20 protein-coding genes are annotated in these 17981 nt (G+C 43.1%); all 20 read right to left on the bottom strand.

The genetic code is table 11. From position 1 onward, the window contains the following. Positions 1–19: 19 nt before the first annotated feature. Positions 20–1912, bottom strand: a complete 1893-nt coding sequence (gene nuoL, locus R2Q85_RS19410; RefSeq protein WP_316813451.1) for an NADH-quinone oxidoreductase subunit L — start codon at positions 1910–1912, stop codon at positions 20–22. Positions 1913–1931: 19 nt separating this feature from the next. Continuing rightward, positions 1932–2261 carry an NADH-quinone oxidoreductase subunit NuoK gene (nuoK, locus tag R2Q85_RS19405; protein WP_015809871.1) on the bottom strand — a complete coding sequence of 110 codons (330 nt, stop codon included), beginning with the start codon at positions 2259–2261 and terminating at the stop codon, positions 1932–1934. Then, positions 2261–2758 carry an NADH-quinone oxidoreductase subunit J gene (locus R2Q85_RS19400; protein WP_316813450.1) on the bottom strand — a complete coding sequence of 166 codons (498 nt, stop codon included), beginning with the start codon at positions 2756–2758 and terminating at the stop codon, positions 2261–2263. Before R2Q85_RS19400 ends, nuoK begins: the two co-directional genes overlap by 1 nt. 21 nt (positions 2759–2779) lie before the next feature. Beyond that, positions 2780–3280: an NADH-quinone oxidoreductase subunit I gene (locus tag R2Q85_RS19395; protein WP_316813449.1), complete on the bottom strand. Its 501-nt coding sequence runs from the start codon at positions 3278–3280 to the stop codon at positions 2780–2782. A gap of 34 nt (positions 3281–3314) precedes the next feature. Next, positions 3315–4352: an NADH-quinone oxidoreductase subunit NuoH gene (gene nuoH, locus R2Q85_RS19390; protein WP_316813448.1), complete on the bottom strand. Its 1038-nt coding sequence runs from the start codon at positions 4350–4352 to the stop codon at positions 3315–3317. Next, entirely contained in the window at positions 4352–5356 is a 1005-nt protein-coding gene (locus tag R2Q85_RS19385) for a 2Fe-2S iron-sulfur cluster-binding protein (protein WP_316813447.1), read from the bottom strand. The genes nuoH and R2Q85_RS19385 overlap by 1 nt, the downstream gene beginning before the upstream one ends. 24 nt (positions 5357–5380) lie before the next feature. Beyond that, on the bottom strand, positions 5381–6745 hold the full coding sequence (gene nuoF / locus R2Q85_RS19380; protein WP_316813446.1) for an NADH-quinone oxidoreductase subunit NuoF: 1365 nt from the start codon (positions 6743–6745) through the stop codon (positions 5381–5383). Next, positions 6745–7257, bottom strand: coding sequence for an NAD(P)H-dependent oxidoreductase subunit E (locus R2Q85_RS19375; RefSeq protein ID WP_316813445.1), 513 nt, complete (start codon positions 7255–7257; stop codon positions 6745–6747). Before R2Q85_RS19375 ends, nuoF begins: the two co-directional genes overlap by 1 nt. Beyond that, positions 7250–8461 carry an NADH-quinone oxidoreductase subunit D gene (locus tag R2Q85_RS19370; protein ID WP_316813444.1) on the bottom strand — a complete coding sequence of 404 codons (1212 nt, stop codon included), beginning with the start codon at positions 8459–8461 and terminating at the stop codon, positions 7250–7252. The genes R2Q85_RS19375 and R2Q85_RS19370 overlap by 8 nt, the downstream gene beginning before the upstream one ends. A gap of 6 nt (positions 8462–8467) precedes the next feature. Then, positions 8468–8971: an NADH-quinone oxidoreductase subunit C gene (locus tag R2Q85_RS19365; RefSeq protein ID WP_316813443.1), complete on the bottom strand. Its 504-nt coding sequence runs from the start codon at positions 8969–8971 to the stop codon at positions 8468–8470. Beyond that, positions 8971–9513: an NADH-quinone oxidoreductase subunit B gene (locus R2Q85_RS19360; protein WP_316813442.1), complete on the bottom strand. Its 543-nt coding sequence runs from the start codon at positions 9511–9513 to the stop codon at positions 8971–8973. The genes R2Q85_RS19365 and R2Q85_RS19360 overlap by 1 nt, the downstream gene beginning before the upstream one ends. Before the next feature lie 106 nt (positions 9514–9619). Continuing rightward, positions 9620–9991: an NADH-quinone oxidoreductase subunit A gene (locus R2Q85_RS19355; protein ID WP_316813441.1), complete on the bottom strand. Its 372-nt coding sequence runs from the start codon at positions 9989–9991 to the stop codon at positions 9620–9622. Between the two features lie 76 nt (positions 9992–10067). Then, complete coding sequence (locus R2Q85_RS19350; RefSeq protein WP_316813440.1) at positions 10068–11777, bottom strand: tetratricopeptide repeat protein; 1710 nt, start codon at positions 11775–11777, stop codon at positions 10068–10070. A gap of 178 nt (positions 11778–11955) precedes the next feature. Then, positions 11956–12867 (bottom strand): substrate-binding domain-containing protein, encoded by a 912-nt coding sequence (locus tag R2Q85_RS19345; protein ID WP_316813439.1) that lies wholly within the window; start codon positions 12865–12867, stop codon positions 11956–11958. Positions 12868–12902: 35 nt separating this feature from the next. After that, positions 12903–13136, bottom strand: a complete 234-nt coding sequence (locus tag R2Q85_RS19340; RefSeq protein WP_316813438.1) for a hypothetical protein — start codon at positions 13134–13136, stop codon at positions 12903–12905. A 1-nt stretch (position 13137) separates the two neighbouring features. After that, on the bottom strand, positions 13138–13959 hold the full coding sequence (locus R2Q85_RS19335) for a TonB family protein (RefSeq protein ID WP_316813437.1): 822 nt from the start codon (positions 13957–13959) through the stop codon (positions 13138–13140). Between the two features lie 23 nt (positions 13960–13982). After that, complete coding sequence (locus tag R2Q85_RS19330) at positions 13983–14528, bottom strand: biopolymer transporter ExbD (RefSeq protein WP_316813436.1); 546 nt, start codon at positions 14526–14528, stop codon at positions 13983–13985. Between the two features lie 10 nt (positions 14529–14538). After that, positions 14539–15156, bottom strand: coding sequence for a biopolymer transporter ExbD (locus tag R2Q85_RS19325; RefSeq protein WP_316813435.1), 618 nt, complete (start codon positions 15154–15156; stop codon positions 14539–14541). Between the two features lie 84 nt (positions 15157–15240). Continuing rightward, a complete protein-coding gene (locus R2Q85_RS19320) occupies positions 15241–16083 on the bottom strand; it encodes a MotA/TolQ/ExbB proton channel family protein (RefSeq protein ID WP_316813434.1) in 843 nt (280 codons plus the stop codon). Positions 16084–16353: 270 nt separating this feature from the next. After that, a complete protein-coding gene (gene pckA / locus R2Q85_RS19315) occupies positions 16354–17952 on the bottom strand; it encodes a phosphoenolpyruvate carboxykinase (ATP) (RefSeq protein WP_316813433.1) in 1599 nt (532 codons plus the stop codon). Positions 17953–17981: the final 29 nt, after the last annotated feature.

Below are 17981 nucleotides of genomic sequence, written 5' to 3'. Positions count from 1 at the left end.
TCTTTTCTTGAACGATCTTTTATAGAGATAAATAAGTATACAATAACAACGAGACGATGCCAAGCACCATCATTAAAATATAAAAACCGACATTTCCGGATTGCAGCAGGCGCAAGCCTTTACTGGCCTCTGAAGCGCTCCAGCCCAAACCATTTACAATACCGTCCACAATCTTATTGTCCACAATTTTATAGAAGAATCCGGAAATCACATCCAAAGGCTTCCTGATCACCGCATCATAAATTTCATCTACATAAAACTTGTGATAGGACAAGCTGGCCAATGCCGGCCGTTTAGCTTCATCAGGTACAGGAATGTGGTTTTGTTTCACATATTTGCCATAAGCAATGGCAATAGAGATCAAAACCCCAAGTACAGAAACCGCCATCAGGATATACTCCGTAGCATGGTCAGGCGATTCACCAGCATGTTTAATCACCGGCGACAGCCAATGCGACAACCAGTGGCTTCCACCCAAAGCTTCCGGAATACCAATTACACCACCTACAGCCGATAGGACAGCCAGTACGATCAAAGGAACTGTCATCGATTTTGGCGATTCATGAATTTTTTCTTCCGCATGGTGCGTACCACGATATTTTCCGTAAAAAGTAAGGAACAACATCCTGAACATATAAAACGCTGTTAAGAAAGCGGTAAATACTGCCAGTCCCCACATTACTTTATCGTGCATATAAACATGTGCCAGAATCTCGTCTTTAGAGAAGAACCCGGAGAACGGAAATATACCGGAAATAGCGATGGTACCAATTAACATGGTAACAAAAGTGACCGGCAATTTCTTACGTAAACCACCCATATGGCGCATGTCCTGTTCATGGTGCAAGGCATGGATCACAGAACCCGCACATAAGAATAACAATGCTTTAAAGAAAGCATGGGTAATGACATGAAAGAACGCACCGTTATAAGCACCTACACCTAAACCCAGGAACATATATCCCAGTTGGGAAACCGTTGAATAAGCCAGTACTTTTTTAATGTCATTCTGGGTTAAAGCGATGATTGCACCGAGAACTGCCGTTGCTAAACCAACAATCGCAATCACATGCTGAATGATTGGAGCGAGGTCAAACAACAGGTTTGAGCGCGCAATCATATAAATACCAGCGGTAACCATCGTAGCCGCATGGATCAGGGCAGAAACCGGAGTTGGGCCTGCCATTGCATCCGGCAACCAGGTAAACAACGGCAATTGCGCAGATTTACCGCAGGCACCGATAAATAAAAATAAGGCAATTAAAGCAATGGTGCTATTACCTGGCAGCATATTTGCCGCCTGAGGGAATATTTTGCCAAACTCCACACTACCAAAAGTGGTAAAGATCAAAAACACACCCAATAAAAAGCCAAGGTCACCGATACGGTTCATCACAAAAGCCTTTTTGGCCGCCGAAGCATAACTGCTGTTGGTGTACCAGAAGCCGATCAGCAGGTAAGAACAAAGTCCTACACCCTCCCAGCCAATAAACATCACAATATAGTTGGAACCTAAAACCAGCAGCAACATAAAGAAAATGAACAGGTTCAGGTAACTGAAAAACTTTCCGAAACCCTCATCGCTGTGCATATAGCCAATCGAATAAATATGTATCAAAAAGCCTACGCCGGTAATGATCAGCAGCATTAAGGAACTTAATGGATCTACCAGGAAAGACAGGGGAATATCCAGTGTTCCTGCACTGATCCAGTTAAAAAGAAAAATCTCATGCGATTTGTTCGCAGCTGCCCCCAATTCAAAAAATATCCCTAAACTGATGGCAAACGAAATGAATATGACACCGCTCCCTATAAAACCGATCCCATTTTTGGATAATGAATTTCTGCAAAGGCCATTTATTACAAAGCCCAACAGCGGAATCAACGGAACCAGCCAAACTAAATTTATCATCTTATAATCTTCTTAATAATTACCATTTAAGGCGGTTCAACACATTTATATCTGTAGATTGTGTATTTCTGTAAACCATCACAATAATGCTCAAGCCTACTGCAACCTCGGCCGCGGCCAGTGCCATAATGAAAAACACAAACACCTGCCCGGAAGGATCATTGTTATGTACCGAAAAAGCAGTCAGCAATAAATTCACTGCATTCAGCATCAGCTCTACAGACATGAAGATCACAATGGCATTTCTGCGGGTCAATACCCCAATCACGCCAATGGTGAAAATGATCGCACTTAGCCAGATGTAATGGTTAAGCGGAACTCCTTGTAATTCCTGAGTAATGTTCCCCATTATACTTTTTCTTTTTTAGTTAACAATATTGCGCCCACCATTGCCGAAAGCAATAAAATAGAGCAAAGTTCAAATGGCAGCATAAACGGCCCAAACAACTCTTTTCCAAGATTCTTTACCAGGCCGAGACCAGGATTTCTCAATACCACCGGATCCGAAATTGCCGTAGCTTTCAGTGCGCCCACCAAAGTAACCAGTAAACAGCAACCTGCAATGATCCCGACAACCTTTACCAGACCGGATTTAAGTGGCTCATTATCCTTATTCAGGTTCAGTAACATCAGTACAAACAGGAACAGCACCATAATGGCCCCCATGTAAACGATAAAGTTCACAACGGCCAGAAACTGGGCATTGAGCAGGATGTAGTGGACCGTAAAGGTGAAGAATGTAACGATCAGGTAAAGCACACTATGCACCGGGTTCTTTGAAAAAATAACCAGGAGAGAAAATATGACACTTAATGTTGCTACAAAATAGAATACCGATGTACCCATTAATTTTATTGTTTAGTTTGTTTATTTCTTAGTTAATGGCTGTTCCACCAGTTTATCTTTGCCGTAAATGAAGTCTTTGCGCAGATAATCTGCAGGCACTATCGGGCCATCCAGATAAATCGCTTCTTTCGGACAGGCCTCTTCACATAAGCCACAGAAGATGCAGCGCAGCATATTGATCTCATACACCGAAGCATATTTCTCTTCACGGTACAGCTCTTTTTCTTCCGGCTTACGCTCTGCAGCAATCATCGTGATCGCCTCAGCAGGACAGGACAGTGCACACAGCCCGCATGCGGTACAGCGCTCTTTTCCTTCCTCATCCCTCTTCAGCGAGTGCATCCCCCTGAAATTGGTAGAGAATTCCCTTTCCACTTCCGGATATCGGATGGTGGCCTCTTTTTTGAAGAAGTGACTGATGGTAATTGCCATCCCTTTTGCAATTGCCGGCAAATAAAGACGCTCGGCAAGCGTTAAAGGCTTTTTTTCTAAAACTTTCTTTTTACTGGTCAATGGTTCCATTAAACCTCCTCATTATTTATCCGCAGCTGCGGGTTTAAAATCCTTCAATTATTGCGATCACAATACCAGTGACCACGATGTTAGCTATCGCCAGAGGGATCAATCCTTTCCAGCCCAAATGCATCAATTGATCATAACGGAAACGCGGAATGGTCCAGCGTACCCACATGAAGAAAAATATAAATACAAATATTTTGAGAAAGAAAACAGCGGTACCAAACAATGGTGCCCATGTTGGTCCTAACCATACCGCCATCGAGTCCATCCCAGGATAATTATAGCCACCAAAATACAGAGTGGCCATTACTGCCGCCGAAACAAACATATTGATGTATTCCGCAAACAGATAAAAACCCAGTTTCATAGAAGAATATTCCGTATGGTATCCCCCGATCAGCTCTGTTTCACATTCCGGCAAATCGAAAGGTGCCCTGTTGGTCTCTGCAAAAGAACAAACCATAAACAGCAGGAAACCAAGCGGCTGATACAATACATTCCAGCGCCAGCCGTGCTGCTGCTCTACAATTTCTCTTAAACTCAGCGTATTTGTCACCAGCAATAAAGCGATGATAGAAAGTCCCATTGCTATCTCATAGCTGATGTTCTGCGAAGCCGCCCTGATGGCACTTAACAAAGAATATTTGTTATTTGATGCCCAACCACCAATCATTACTCCATATACTCCCAGCGAAACTACGCCAAAGATGTACAGCAGGCCCACATTGATATCCGTAACCTGTAAAGGAATCACACGGTCGCCAATGGTAACCGGGCTCCCCCATGGAATTACCGCCGTACCAATACAGGCGGTGAGCATAGCGAGGCCAGGCCCTACCATAAATAGCCATTTACTGGCATTTGAAGGAATGATCTCTTCCTTCATAAACATTTTTAAGCCATCGGCCAAAGGTTGGAACATCCCGGCAGGACCTGCCCTGTCTGGCCCAAGCCTGTCCTGTAAAAAGGCTGCCACTTTTCTTTCTGCATAAGTAGAATACATGGCGATCAGTAAACTGATACCAAAAATGATAGCTACAAGTACAAATTTTTCTATTACAAAAGCTATATCCATTAGAATTTAGTGGTTTTTTCTAGTTCTACCTTGTTCGCGGCCTGTAATGTAGGATTGGGTTGGATTACCGGCAATGGTTTTAAAGTTTCATAGTGGTTCGATGCAATTACCGAAGTATCGCTGATGTGCGTCGGATGCTCAATAACCCAGTCTGCGGTTTTCTTCTTGTCAAATCTGCAGGTATTACAGATAAATTCTTCTACCTCGCCATAAATATCCTTACGTGCGGTAACCCTCAACACATCCTCGCCTTTATACCATAAAGTTACCTTACCACTGCAGGTAGGGCAATCCCGGTGTGCATCAATAGGCTTGGTAAACCAAACCCTGTTTTTAAACCTGAAAGTTTTATCGGTTAAAGCCCCAACCGGGCAAACATCAATCACGTTGCCCGAAAAATCATTGTCTACCGCTGTCTGGATATAGGTAGAAATCTCGGAATGGTCTCCCCTGTTCAGTATACCATGCACCCTTTTGTTCGTGATCTGGTCAGCGGTAAATACGCAACGGTAACATAAAATGCACCTGTTCATGTGCAGCTGTATCTTATCACCTATATCTATGCGCTCAAAAGTACGGCGCTCAAACTCATATCTGGTTTTCTGCAGGCCATGCTCATATCCTAAATTCTGCAGGTCACACTCGCCAGCCTGGTCACAAACCGGGCAATCCAGCGGGTGATTGATCAGTAACATCTCTACCACGCCACTCCTTGCTTCAATTACCTCCGGTGAAGTAATGTTCATCACTTCCATACCGTCCATCACTGTAGTACGGCAGGATGCAACCAGTTTCGGCATCGGTCGCGGATCTTTTTCAGAACCCTTGCTCACCTTAACGATGCAAGTACGGCATTTACCGCCACTGCCTTCTAATTTAGAATAATAGCACATTGCAGGCGGCACAATATCTCCTCCTATCTGCCTTGCAGCATTCAGGATAGAGGTACCTGGCGCTACTTCTACTGTTATTCCGTCTATGGTTACCTTAACTTTATCACTCATGTTAAAGATCTCTTTTGTCTGATGTTAATTCTCTGTCGTAACGGCCTTCGCAATCGGCTCGGCATAATTGGCCAGGCCATAATTGGTATCCAGGCATTTCACCGGTTCTTTTACATGCCATTCAAATTCATCCCGGAAATGTCTGATCGCACTGGCAACTGGCCAGGCAGCAGCATCCCCAAGCGGACAAATCGTATTTCCTTCTATCTTTTTAGAAACATCAACCAGCAGGTCAATATCGCTCATTTTGCCATGACCATATTCCAGCCGGTGCAATACCTTTTCCATCCATCCCGTTCCTTCCCTGCAAGGCGAACACTGGCCACAGCTTTCATGGTGATAAAACCGGGAAAAATTCCAGGTATTTCTAACGATACACTGGTCTTCGTCAAAGGCAATAAAACCACCCGATCCCATCATCGTACCGGTAGCAAAACCACCTTCCGACAAAGACTCGTAGCTCATTAACCTCGGCTCGCCATTAGCCAGCTTTAAGGTCAGGTTGGCCGGCAATACCGGCACAGACGACCCTCCGGCTACGGTAGCCTTTAACCTTTTTCCATTGGCAATACCACCGCACCATTCCTCTGAGTAGATGAACTCCTCTACCGGCAAACCCAGTTCAATTTCATATACGCCCGGCCTGACCAGGTTACCTGAAGCTGAAATCAGTTTAGTTCCTGTACTGCGGCCAATGCCGATCTTTGCATATTCATCACCCCCATCGTTTATGATAGGCACCACTGCAGCAATAGATTCCACATTGTTCACCACTGTAGGGCAGCCATACAAACCTGCAATGGCAGGGAAAGGGGGTTTAATCCGGGGATTGCCTCTCTTACCTTCCAGGGATTCCAGCAAAGCGGTTTCCTCACCGCAGATATAAGCACCACCACCCGGTTGCACGTAAAGTTCCAGGTCATAACCTGATCCCAAAATATTTTTACCCAGAAAACCGGCATTTTTTGCTTCAGCAATTGCCCTTTCCAGGATACGGATCTGTGGCATCATCTCTCCACGCACATAGATATAAGAAACATTGGCCCCCAGTGCAAAACTGGAAACGATCATTCCTTCAATCAGCGCATGCGGAATATGCGTCATCAGGTACCGGTCTTTGAAAGTACCCGGTTCCGATTCATCTGCATTGCAAACCAGGTAACGGGCAACACCCTCCGGTTTAGCTAAAAAACTCCATTTCATTCCCGTAGGGAATCCTGCACCCCCCCGGCCGCGCAGTCCTGACTTTTTCACCTCTTCCACCACTTCATCAGGTGTAAGGGTTTTCAAAGCCTTCTCTACGGCACGGTACCCGCCTTTCTGGCGGTAAACATCAAGTGTATTGATGCCTGGTACATTAATATGTTCTAATAATAGTTTCCGGGCCATTATTTTTTGCGTAAATCGTCTATCAATTCGTCTACCTTTTGCTCGTTCAGGTTCTCGTAAAATGTATACTCAGGACCGATCTGTAAAACAGGGCCATAACCGCAGGCAGCCAGGCACTCTACACCCCTCCAGCTAAACAAACCATCCGCAGTCACTTCATTTTCCTTAACCCCAAGCTTGCTTTCGATATGTCCCATCAGTTTTTCAGCACCCACCAGGCAGCAAGGCCCGGTTCTGCAAACCTCCAAAACATATCTGCCCTGGGGCTTTAAAAAATACATGCTGTAAAACGAAGCTACCTCATACACTTCAATGTCCTGAATGTCTAGGTATGCAGCCACTTTATCCATTGCAGCAGCACTCAACCAGCCATACTCTGCCTGAACTTCATGCAGAATAGGCAGCAAGGCCGATTTATGCTTGCCTTCCGGATATCTTTTAATGAGCTCATCAAACTTTGCGAGCAAAACTGATGAAAACTCCACAGGTTGTTGTTCTTCTACTTTAAGCATCTAATTCTCCTGCAATAATATTCATGCTACTCATGTTGATAATGGCATCCGATAACAGCATACCTTTACTCATGGGTGCAAACATTTGATAATTTATAAAACTAGGTCTCCTGAAATGCAAACGGTAAGGTGTTCTTCCGCCATCATTGATCAGGTAAAAGCCAAGCTCGCCGTTACCACCCTCCACCGCATGGTAAACTTCAGCTTTAGGGGCATCAATCTCTCCCATCACAATTTTAAAGTGATAGATCAGGGCTTCCATATTGTTGTATACTTCTTCTTTGGCGGGCAAATAGAATTCCGGAACATCTGCGTGGAAAATTCCCGCAGGTTCCTTTTTCAATTTTTCTAATGCCTGCTCAATCAGGCGCAAACTCTGCCACATCTCCTCATTGCGCACCAGGTAACGGTCGTAAATGTCACCACTGGTACCCACCGGAACTTCAAAATCAAAATCTTCATAGGAGGAATAAGGCTCACTTACACGAACATCATAATCCACACCAGCCGCACGTAGTAAAGGGCCTGTCCAGCTATAATCTAATGCCTGCTCCGCAGTAACACCAGCCACACCCGAAGTACGGTCTATAAAGATCCTGTTGCGGTTCAGCAGATTCTCAAATTCACGTAAGGCAACCGGGAACTCTTTTAAAAATTTATTGATCTTGGCAAAGGCAATGTCATTGAAATCACGTTCAAAGCCACCAATACGGCCAATATTTGTAGTTAAGCGTGCCCCACATATTTCTTCATAGATCTCATAAATGTGCTCCCTGAACTGAAACAGGTACAGGAAAGTAGTTGTAGCGCCGGTATCCTGTCCAATGATGGTATTGCAGATGATGTGGTCAGAGATCCTGGCAAGCTCCATGATGATCACCCTCAGGTAATCCACGCGCTTAGGCATCTGTATATTCAACAGTTTCTCTACCGTCATGTGCCAGCCCATATTGTTGATGGGTGACGAGCAATAATTTAAACGGTCCGTTAAAGGAGTGATCTGGTAAAAAGGCCTGTGTTCAGCTATTTTTTCAAATGCACGGTGAATGTACCCTATGGTAGAAACACCACTTACAATGCGTTCCCCATCCAGTTGTATTACATTCTGGAAAACACCGTGTGTTGCAGGGTGCGTCGGGCCCAGGTTAAGGGTTACCAATTCATTCTGCGGATCATTATCTGTATATACTGGTTGATTGTTCATATTTACTTATCTACCAAAGTATTCGTCTTTTTTATCTACTCTATTCGGATCTTCTAAAGGATATTGTTTCAACATCGGGTGCACACCCAGTTCATCCATATTCAATATTCTTCTTAAATCCGGATGCCCTTCAAACTTCACACCGAACAGGTCATAAGTTTCGCGCTCCATCCAGTTAGCCCCGTTCCATAAGGTGGTAGCCGTAGGAATGAAAGGACTGTGTTCATCAATAAACACCTTAACCCTTACCCGGACTCTTTTTACCATGCTGTGCAAATGATAAACCACTGCAATACCATGCTTTTTCTCCGGATAGTGCACCGCGGTAATGTCTGTTAAAAAATTAAAACCGGCGATATCATTTTCTTTAAGGAATTTTAAGACCTCGATGATCACATCCTTAGTGGTCTCAAAAGTAAGCAGGCCATAAGGCTCGTTTACCCCAATAATTTTATCACCGAACTTTGCGCCCAGGGCCTCAACTATTGCTTGATTAATCAGTTCTGCCATTATAGTATTCCGTATGAAGCCAACATTTCCCTGTACTGCTCAGAATTCCTTCTTCTTGAAGATTCGTTTTTCACCAGTTCCTGGATCTTTCCAAAACCATCCAGAATCGCTTCAGGCCTTGGCGGGCACCCTGGCACATACACATCAACAGGGATAATTTCATCAATACCCTGCAATACAGAGTACGTATCAAAAATACCACCGCTTGATGCACAGGCCCCAACCGCCATTACCCAGCGGGGCTCGGCCATCTGCAGGTAAACCTGTTTCAAAACCGGGCTCATCTTCTTGGCTATGGTACCCATCACCATCAGCAAATCTGCCTGACGCGGAGAAAAACTCAGACGTTCAGAACCAAAACGGCCAAAATCATAGTGGGAACCCATTGTTGCCATAAACTCTATACCGCAACATGAAGTAGCAAATGGCAGGGGCCATAAAGAATGTGAGCGGGCCAAACCAATAACTTTATCTAAAGAGGTGGCAAAAAAACCAGATCCTTCAATGCCTGGCGGCGCGTCTACTATATTGATGTCACTCATGATACAAAACGAAAAAGGCTCATTCCTTTAAAGAATGAACCACAAATTTACAATTTTTTGAAGCAAATGGCCTACGCTATCTGCATTTAGAAACGATCTAAATAGATTAATTCCAGTCCAGGGCTTTCTTTTTTAGCACATAAATAAAGCCCAGTAACAAAGTACCCATAAACACAAACATCTCTATCATTCCGGTCATGCCCAGTTCCCTGAAATTAACAGCCCATGGATACATAAAAATCACCTCCACATCAAACAGCACAAACAAGATGGCTACCAGGAAATATTTAATAGAAAAAGGCTGACGGGCATTACCAATCATCTTTACTCCTGCCTCAAAAGTTTCCAGTTTATCTTTGGTCTTTCTTTTAGGGCCTAAGTAGTGCGTAGCAATCAGGGTTGTCACCACAAAACCTAAGGCAACCACTACTTGAAATATAATCGGTAAAAAATCTACAGGTACACTTTGCGTTTCCATTTGAAAATAATTTAGGGCAAAAATAAAACAAAAAGGCAGGATAACAACCCTGCCTTTTCATTTAATTGATAATTTATTACTTTTTCTTTACCGGGGCCTTAGGCGCTGGTGCGGTCAACTCCTTCAGTTTAACCGGAGCAAAAGTACCAGCCGGATTAGCCGCTATACTTTTATTCAGGTAATCGATGGCCTTTGCCTTATCGCTTGTGGCATAAAAACCAGCAAGGTTATCATATGCTTCAGACAATTTCTTGGCATTCGCAGCAGCCAGATCAGGTTTGTCCACCGTTACCTTTTTGATGAACATTTCATAATGTGGCACCAATAAACCTTTAGGGTTAGCCTCATCATCCAGCAAATTGTTGATCCTTCCTCTGTACAGATAAGCATCTGCAGTTTCAGGGGCAAGTTGTGCTACTTTAGCAATAGACGAATCTGCTTTGACCAGCAGGTCTTTTGAAGGGTTCAATTTAGCACTATACTGGTTGGCATAATCAAAATAGTACGCCAGTCCATTATAAAAATAGCTGTACAGCACGCCTTTTGCATTCGGCCCGGCTTTGATCACTTTGTCATAAACCTGTGCAGATTTTGCATATTTCTTTGCATCAAAATAAGCTTTTGCTACATCAGCCAGGGCTTCAACGTTAGTAGAATCTTTCTCTACAGCTTTGGTAATGTTGATCAAAGCCAGACTATCGTTTCCAGCGGCCAGTTGGGCCCTTCCCAGGTACAGGTAATCTGAAGCTACAATACGTGAGGTATCTTTTGCTTTAGCAAAGAAATCGTTCATGTACTGTAAACTCTGAGGGAAGTTTTTGTTTTCAAATGCAGAGTAACCGCGTAACCTGGAAACCACAAGGTTCTTAGGATCGTTAGGGCTCATTGCAGCCAGGGCTGCTGATTCTTGTTCCAAAGTTTTAAAATCCTTTGCATAGAACAGGAACTGTGCATAACGTAATCTTGATTCGTAAGATTTATCAGTCAGGTCCAGGTATTTTTTATAGTTTTCCAGGGCCTGGGCCGATTTGGCTGCGAACTCATTTGGCAACTGTATCGCCCACTGCATATACAGCTCTGCGATCTCCCTGTAAGCAGGGCCATAATTGGCATCTTTGCTGATTGCTTCTTTTAAGCGTTCTTCCGACTCAGGAAATGCCCTCGACTCCTTATACATCCGGCCAATCTGAACTGTACCTCTCAATAGGTTTTCATTGATATTCAATGCCCTCATGTAATTTTGTAAAGCTTCAGAATTTTTCTTTTGCAAGGCATAAAAATCACCCAACGCTAAAAAAGTCTCTGCATCTTTATCTTTGTCATCCAGTTCATCTGCTTTTTGCAGGTATGGCAACGCAGATTCGAAATCAGGTTTATCAGTTGCGATATAGGCCTTTCCTATATACAACTGAGGGATATAATCCTTTTTAGAAGAAACCTCTACTGCTTTAGCAAAATTTGTTTTTGCTGAAGTCGGGTTATTGGAAACCAGATCAGCTTCTCCCAAACCGATATAATTCAATGAATTTTTTGGATCAGCTGTAACGCCTTTGGTAAATACCGCACGTGCCGAATCCACATAATCCATTTTCAGATAAACCTCTCCTAAACTATAGTAGTTCTCGCCTTTAGTGGCTTGAGAACTTACCAAAGTTTTAAGCATCGAAGTCGCTTTCTGATACTGCTCGGCATCTATCGCCTTTTTTGCGTCACTTAAGCTCTGAGCAAAAGAGGCAGAACCCATCACTACTAAACCTAAACCTAAGGTTATTGCTTTCTTTGTCATTTTCATCGTTTTTTATTGTTTTTTGGTTATGAAGCTTGCTGTGCAGGTTTCATCGTTTCTTATTGTTTTTATTACTATGAATCCCACAAACAGCTTTCATGCTGCCATGCAGATTCGTGGTCCAAATTGTTTCTTATTATCCAGCCTGGATACAGGCTTCATTTTTCAAATATAAAATTTAGTTTGTATTCTTAAAATTAAAATCTCTCGAAGCCATCTTATGCGGACCTAGTCCGGATTTGAGTACAATCAGTTGTCCCCGCGGGCTTACCAACCAGGTTGCAAAACCTGTGCCTAAACCATTTCTTCCCTCAGCATCAATGATATAAACATTTCTTAAAAAGGGATAAATACCATCAATCAAATTAGCCTGCGTAGGCTTGTAATACTGATTATCTCCCTTTTTTCCTTTTTCGTTCTTTACGCCCATTGGCTTTATCCTGGCCAGTTCAACTGACATGCTGTCATTATTTGCAATCAGCCAGTTTACGCCAATTACCCCAATAAACCCCTTATGGCCACCCACATACTTAATAACGTCATTATTGGTCTTTAAGGTATAAACCCCTTTAACAGGCAGTGTTTTAATGCCGGCCAACTGTTTAAAATACCTCAAAGTACTCGAATAGGCATTGTCAAAAACCAGTTGTTTACCACCGGCCGATATCCCTTTCAAAATATCAACTACTTCATTTACGTTAATATTTGAGTCCGGGTTTTCCCGATTGGTAATTAAAGCAATCCCATCAATCGCAAACCTGGATGTTTTTGGAACAATACTTCTGTTTCTGTAAATTTTGTCCTCCTCAGGCGTCAGCATCCTGGATGAAATGAGCACCCTTACACTGTCGTTTAAAAAAGTAGGGAGGATCTGTTGTTCATTCCCTTCAATTACCTTAAACTTGCTATCCGGATAATCGGTTTTAAACACTGCAATCTGGTCGTCCAGCACTTTCGAAAACGATTCGTCGACCAGCATGGTTACACTGCCCGAAGTCCGCGTTTCTTCTACTGCAACCGCGTCTGGCTTCGGTTTTTGCTTACAGGCAGCACATACCAGCAATAAAATTATAAAACTGAAATTCTTCATCCTAAACATTATAAAAGCCTTTAAGGTTATGATCGTTAGTCTTCTGCTTCAGGTTTCTGGTTAATTAGGCGCGTAAACCTGATCAGTGCATACACGATCAGCAGACAGCCCAGCAGTATCCTGTACAGCGGCTGGATCTGGTTCAGCAACTGCGTTCCAAAGATCAGCATTCCCCCAAGGACCAGATAAAAGAGGAACATGACCAGGCCTAAAATGAACAGAAATCGCTGTTGAGGCGATTTCTGTTTAAATGTTTCAAAATTAAACATTCTAATTCGATAAGGTAAAGCTGATTGGAATGTTATACTTTACACGCACAGGTTTACCGTTTTGAATACCCGGAGTCCAGCGCGGGCTGGCTTTCAATACCCTGATGGCTTCCTCATCGGTGCCACCACCCAGTTTCCTTTCCACTTTGATATCGGTCAGGTCTCCGTTTTTCTCTACTACGAAAGACAAGAACACTTTACCCTGGATGTTATTTTCCTGGGCCATAGCCGGATACCTTACTGCTTTCTTTAAATAAGCATAAAATTTATCCATACCTCCAGGGAAACCTGGCTGGGTTTCGATACTCACAAAGTCATATACCTTGGTATCTTCCACTACAGCGGCCTGTTTAGGGCCATCTCCAACCGGACCAGCAATTACAATATCCGCATCCGGATCACCGGCAACAGTTTTCTGGCCTGGATCAGCCTTTTTCAAATCTTCAATCTGAACAGGTTCTTTGTCAATTACCTCATTATCCGGTTTTACAATCGGAGGCGGGAATTTCACCTGATCCTGTTTAGGCGGCGGCGGCTCTACCGGTGGTGGCGGAGGTGTCTCCGGGTTTACCGGCGGAGGTGGCGCAACCACAACCTCTACCTGTTTTACTACCTCGTCTTCAGGCAGCTTACCTTTGATCACACTCAGGATCTTGGGCGCTATAAACAACAGCACAAAAACCGCTGATGCCATAAGTAAGGCTCTTGTTGTAATCGAAGAACTTTCCCTGCGCAGCTCATAAGCTCCGTATTTCTTGTTCTTGTTTGCAAATACAACATCAAGCCATTCTGTTTTTAATAAATCTATTTTAGAACCAAACATAGCCTAGTATTTAATATTGTTAATTATTTATCTAAGATTCCAGCTTGTCTCATAAAATCTTTTTCGCTATCAAGAATATTCTCGTCGTCGATTGCTGGTGCTGTTTTGATCTTAGTGATCGCCAGCTCGTCCATAATATCAACAAAGTTCTTATAAGTAGCTCCGGATGTTGGCTTGATCACCATGATGATCTGTCTTCCTCCGGTAGCATCTGCTACTTTTTTCTTATTATCTAATATCGACCTCCTGATATCCGAAAAACTCTCCACATTAGGTTTGGATTTACCTGCTTCGCCCATATACCAGGCTACTTTATTGTTTTTACCCAATAAGATAGTCATGGTTTCCGATGCACGTAACTCATTCCGTTCCTGAGAATTATCATCTTTATCAGGTTTTGCAATGTCCATTGCAATCGGTTTCGACAGGGAGGTAGTTAACATAAAGAACGTAATCAACAAGAAAGCCAGATCCACCATCGCGGTTAAATCCACTTTGGTATTCGCTTTCTTACTTCTTACCTTTTTACCTTTTTTGCCCCCCCCGCCGGAGGTATCTAATTCTGCCATAATTATATAATTATTGTGCGCTGCCTTCGGCAGATGTGATTAAACTAAATTTGTTGAGTTTTTGTTTCTGAAGAATGTCAACCACCTTTTTAACTGTAGGATACTCCTCATTTGCATCACCCTTAATACTTACACGCATTTGTGTAGAATGAAGTTCAGCTACTGAATGACGGGACTGCATCAGCCATTCCGCCAGTTGATTATTGGTAGAATCAACAGGAATCCCACCTGATGTTTCCTGAAACTTTTTCCGTTGATCCCCGTTCATACTGAGAAACTGTTTTAAACTCTCGATCGGAACTCCGAAAGACCCGACTACCGAAAAACGCTTAATCTCTTCAGGTGTAAACTGGATGTTATACTTTTCACCCATTTTAGGTAATGTAGCCTTCCTGATATCCTGTCCCAGAATCTCATAAAAGACCTTTCCCTTTCCAATAGATAATATACCCATATCCGTGTCAGGAACCTTAATTTTATAAGTTGATGAAGGTATGGTTACATCCAGAGGGTCAGGCTGACGTGCAGTTGCTGTTAATATAAAGAAAGTAAGCAACAGGAAAGACACATCGCACATGGCGGTCATATCTATCGAAGTACTCTTTCTCTGAACCTTTGCTCTTGGCATAATTTTAAAAATTACTAATGTTTTTACTAATGATGTTTATGCTACCGGTTTTCCATAAAGCCGGTAAAAAAAATTCATTATTTTTTATTTATGCGTGCTGGCGTAAGTCTGGATGATGCTGAAACCTGCTTCATCAATTGCATAAGTTAACTTGTCAATTTTAGAAGTAAGGATGTTGTACATGATAATAGCGAAAGTAGAAGTACCGATACCAGTAGCTGTGTTGATCAAAGCCTCAGAAATACCAGTTGCCAATGCAGCCTGATCTGGAGCTCCAGAGTTCGCCAAACCACCAAAAGCCTTGATCATACCTGTTACCGTACCCAATAACCCTGTCAATGTACCTACAGAAACCAAAGTAGCAATTACGGTTAAGTTTTGCTCTAACATCGGCATCTCTAAAGTAGTAGCCTCTTCAATGTCTTTCTGGATCGCCAAACATTTCTGATCTGTATCCATATTCGGTTCTACTTCCATCTCACGGTATTTTTTCAAACCTGATTTGATCACGTTTGCAACAGAACCTTCTTGTTTGTCACACTCAGCCATAGCAGCTTCGATGTTGTTGGAGTTTAAAAGTGACTGAATTTTTTTAACGAATGAATCCAGTCCGCTTTTACCGGTTGCTTTGCTGATTACGATAAAACGCTCAACAGAGAACACGATTACCATCAGGAACATCCCCAATAATACAGGTACGATAAATCCACCTTTGTAAGCCATACCCATGTAGTTACCTACTTTAGGCAGTGTCTCGTGCAAATCAGGATCAGCACCATCAATAAAGTTACCTCTATCGCCGAAGATAAATTTGTAAATACAGATCCCGATGATGATGCAAATAGGAATTGTTAATGTTGCGAATAAATTTGAAGCTGACGAGCTGCTCTCTTTTTTTACTGTTGTAGGTTTTGGTGCGTTTGCCATTTTTTTTTAGTTTTTTAGTTTTAGTACTTTGTTTTTTAAAATTAGATAAATATTCCGTAATACACACAACGACCATTATAAACAATTGTTGTAACAACAAATTTATAATTTTGATTTTAATTCCAAATTAAATAATCGTTAGCCTATTCCCCGAGTATTTCCCCTTACGTGTTTGTATAATTAAAAAAGATTGTCTCGTTGGGGAGACAATCTTTCGCAATTAAAACTAAAAAAAAATTGAAATGCAAATTTTTCGAGAAAAAAATGCTTTTAATGTGTGTTTTCAACAACTTTAGGCAGGGATGCCAGCATTTCTGCTGTTGCATAGGCTTCAAACTGTTTAAAATTGCTTACGAAAGCTTGCGCAAGCGCATTCGCTTTTTGGTCATATTCCCGTGCATCCGCCCAGGTATTTCTTGGATTCAGGACCTCCGAAGGAACGCCCGGACAACTCAGCGGTATATGCAATCCAAATACCGGATCGGCTTCAAAATCCAGGTTTCCAAAATCCCCTTGCAATGCCGCAGTGATCATGGCCCTGGTATAAGCCAGTTTCATCCTTTTGCCCACACCATAAGCACCACCGCTCCAGCCGGTATTCACCAGCCATACGTTTACTTTATGTTTCCGCATCTTCTCACCAAGCAAACTGGCATAACGTGTTGGGTGCAAAGGCAAAAAGGCTTTACCAAAACAAGCCGAAAAAGTAAGCTGGGGCTCCGTAACCCCGGCCTCTGTACCCGCTACCTTTGCCGTATAACCAGATATAAAATGAAACATTGCCTGACCGGCATTCAGTTTAGCGATCGGTGGCAACACCCCGAAAGCATCTGCCGTTAAAAAGAAAATGTTTTTAGGTATTCCGGCAATCGAAGGAATAATGGCATTGTCAATATAATGGATCGGATAAGCCACCCGGGTATTTTCCGTTTTGTCAATGTTGGAAAAATCAACAGTATGGGTGTCTTTAAAATAGCTGGTGTTCTCCAGCAATGCCCCGAATTTGATGGCGTTAAAGATCTGCGGTTCTTTTTCGGCGGTAAGGTCTACGCATTTGGCATAGCAGCCCCCCTCAAAGTTAAATACACTGTCCTCGCTCCAGCCATGTTCATCATCTCCGATCAGGCCCCTTTCAGCGTCAGCGGAAAGCGTGGTTTTACCCGTTCCGGAAAGTCCGAAAAATATCGCCGTATCCCCATCCCTGCCCACATTGGCCGAGCAATGCATGGACAACGTTTGCCTTTGCTCCGGCAAAATGAAGTTCAGCACAGAAAAAATCCCTTTCTTGATCTCCCCGGTATAACCTGAACCACCTATAAGAATTATCTTTTTCGTAAAATTAAGGACAGAGAAATTCGACTGCCGGGTACCATCCACAACAGGGTTGGCCAAAAAGGAAGGGGCCGCAATAATGGTCCATTCCGGATCTGTCAGCTCCTGCTCCGGTCTCAGAAAAAGGTTATTCGCAAAAAGGTTCTGATAAGCCGTTTCGGTAACCACCCTTATCGTTGTCTGATACCGTTCATCTGCACAGGCACAGGCATCCCGCACATAAAAATCATTCCTGTTCAGGTGTCTGGTCATCTGTTCAAACAGGGAATCGAAATTCCGGGGATCAAACCTGATGTTGACATCGCCCCACCAAACGGTGTTTTCCGTTACCGCATCACAAACAATAAATCTGTCTTTTGGCGACCGGCCGGTAAATTTTCCGGTATCAATGGCCAGCGCACCGCTGTCCGCAAGGGTGCCTTCCCCGTTTTTCAAGGCCTCTTCAACCAGTTCTGCTACATTAAGCTGATACCGCGCCTGATCTGAATTTAGATTCAGATAGCTCAGATCTGGCTTAAGCATTAAAGCTTTGCTCATAATAATAAGTTAGTGCGGCAAAGTTATAC

Origin of the sequence: Pedobacter heparinus, assembly GCF_032678725.1 — a bacterium.
In the GTDB taxonomy this organism is placed as follows: domain Bacteria; phylum Bacteroidota; class Bacteroidia; order Sphingobacteriales; family Sphingobacteriaceae; genus Pedobacter; species Pedobacter heparinus_A.
This window is presented reverse-complemented; position numbering and strand designations above follow the sequence as displayed.

Coding starts and splice junctions, on each gene's coding strand:
- R2Q85_RS19350 (WP_316813440.1), bottom strand. CDS start 11,777: ATGACAAAGAAAGCAATAACCTTAGGTTTAGGTTTAGTAGTGATGGGT.
- R2Q85_RS19375 (WP_316813445.1), bottom strand. CDS start 7,257: ATGCTTAAAGTAGAAGAACAACAACCTGTGGAGTTTTCATCAGTTTTG.
- R2Q85_RS19330 (WP_316813436.1), bottom strand. CDS start 14,528: ATGGCAGAATTAGATACCTCCGGCGGGGGGGGCAAAAAAGGTAAAAAG.
- R2Q85_RS19360 (WP_316813442.1), bottom strand. CDS start 9,513: ATGAGTGACATCAATATAGTAGACGCGCCGCCAGGCATTGAAGGATCT.
- nuoL (WP_316813451.1), bottom strand. CDS start 1,912: ATGATAAATTTAGTTTGGCTGGTTCCGTTGATTCCGCTGTTGGGCTTT.
- nuoK (WP_015809871.1), bottom strand. CDS start 2,261: ATGGGGAACATTACTCAGGAATTACAAGGAGTTCCGCTTAACCATTAC.
- R2Q85_RS19325 (WP_316813435.1), bottom strand. CDS start 15,156: ATGCCAAGAGCAAAGGTTCAGAGAAAGAGTACTTCGATAGATATGACC.
- R2Q85_RS19320 (WP_316813434.1), bottom strand. CDS start 16,083: ATGGCAAACGCACCAAAACCTACAACAGTAAAAAAAGAGAGCAGCTCG.
- nuoF (WP_316813446.1), bottom strand. CDS start 6,745: ATGGCCCGGAAACTATTATTAGAACATATTAATGTACCAGGCATCAAT.
- R2Q85_RS19365 (WP_316813443.1), bottom strand. CDS start 8,971: ATGGCAGAACTGATTAATCAAGCAATAGTTGAGGCCCTGGGCGCAAAG.
- pckA (WP_316813433.1), bottom strand. CDS start 17,952: ATGAGCAAAGCTTTAATGCTTAAGCCAGATCTGAGCTATCTGAATCTA.
- R2Q85_RS19395 (WP_316813449.1), bottom strand. CDS start 3,280: ATGGAACCATTGACCAGTAAAAAGAAAGTTTTAGAAAAAAAGCCTTTA.
- R2Q85_RS19335 (WP_316813437.1), bottom strand. CDS start 13,959: ATGTTTGGTTCTAAAATAGATTTATTAAAAACAGAATGGCTTGATGTT.
- R2Q85_RS19345 (WP_316813439.1), bottom strand. CDS start 12,867: ATGAAGAATTTCAGTTTTATAATTTTATTGCTGGTATGTGCTGCCTGT.
- R2Q85_RS19400 (WP_316813450.1), bottom strand. CDS start 2,758: ATGGGTACATCGGTATTCTATTTTGTAGCAACATTAAGTGTCATATTT.
- R2Q85_RS19340 (WP_316813438.1), bottom strand. CDS start 13,136: ATGTTTAATTTTGAAACATTTAAACAGAAATCGCCTCAACAGCGATTT.
- R2Q85_RS19355 (WP_316813441.1), bottom strand. CDS start 9,991: ATGGAAACGCAAAGTGTACCTGTAGATTTTTTACCGATTATATTTCAA.
- R2Q85_RS19385 (WP_316813447.1), bottom strand. CDS start 5,356: ATGAGTGATAAAGTTAAGGTAACCATAGACGGAATAACAGTAGAAGTA.
- nuoH (WP_316813448.1), bottom strand. CDS start 4,352: ATGGATATAGCTTTTGTAATAGAAAAATTTGTACTTGTAGCTATCATT.
- R2Q85_RS19370 (WP_316813444.1), bottom strand. CDS start 8,461: ATGAACAATCAACCAGTATATACAGATAATGATCCGCAGAATGAATTG.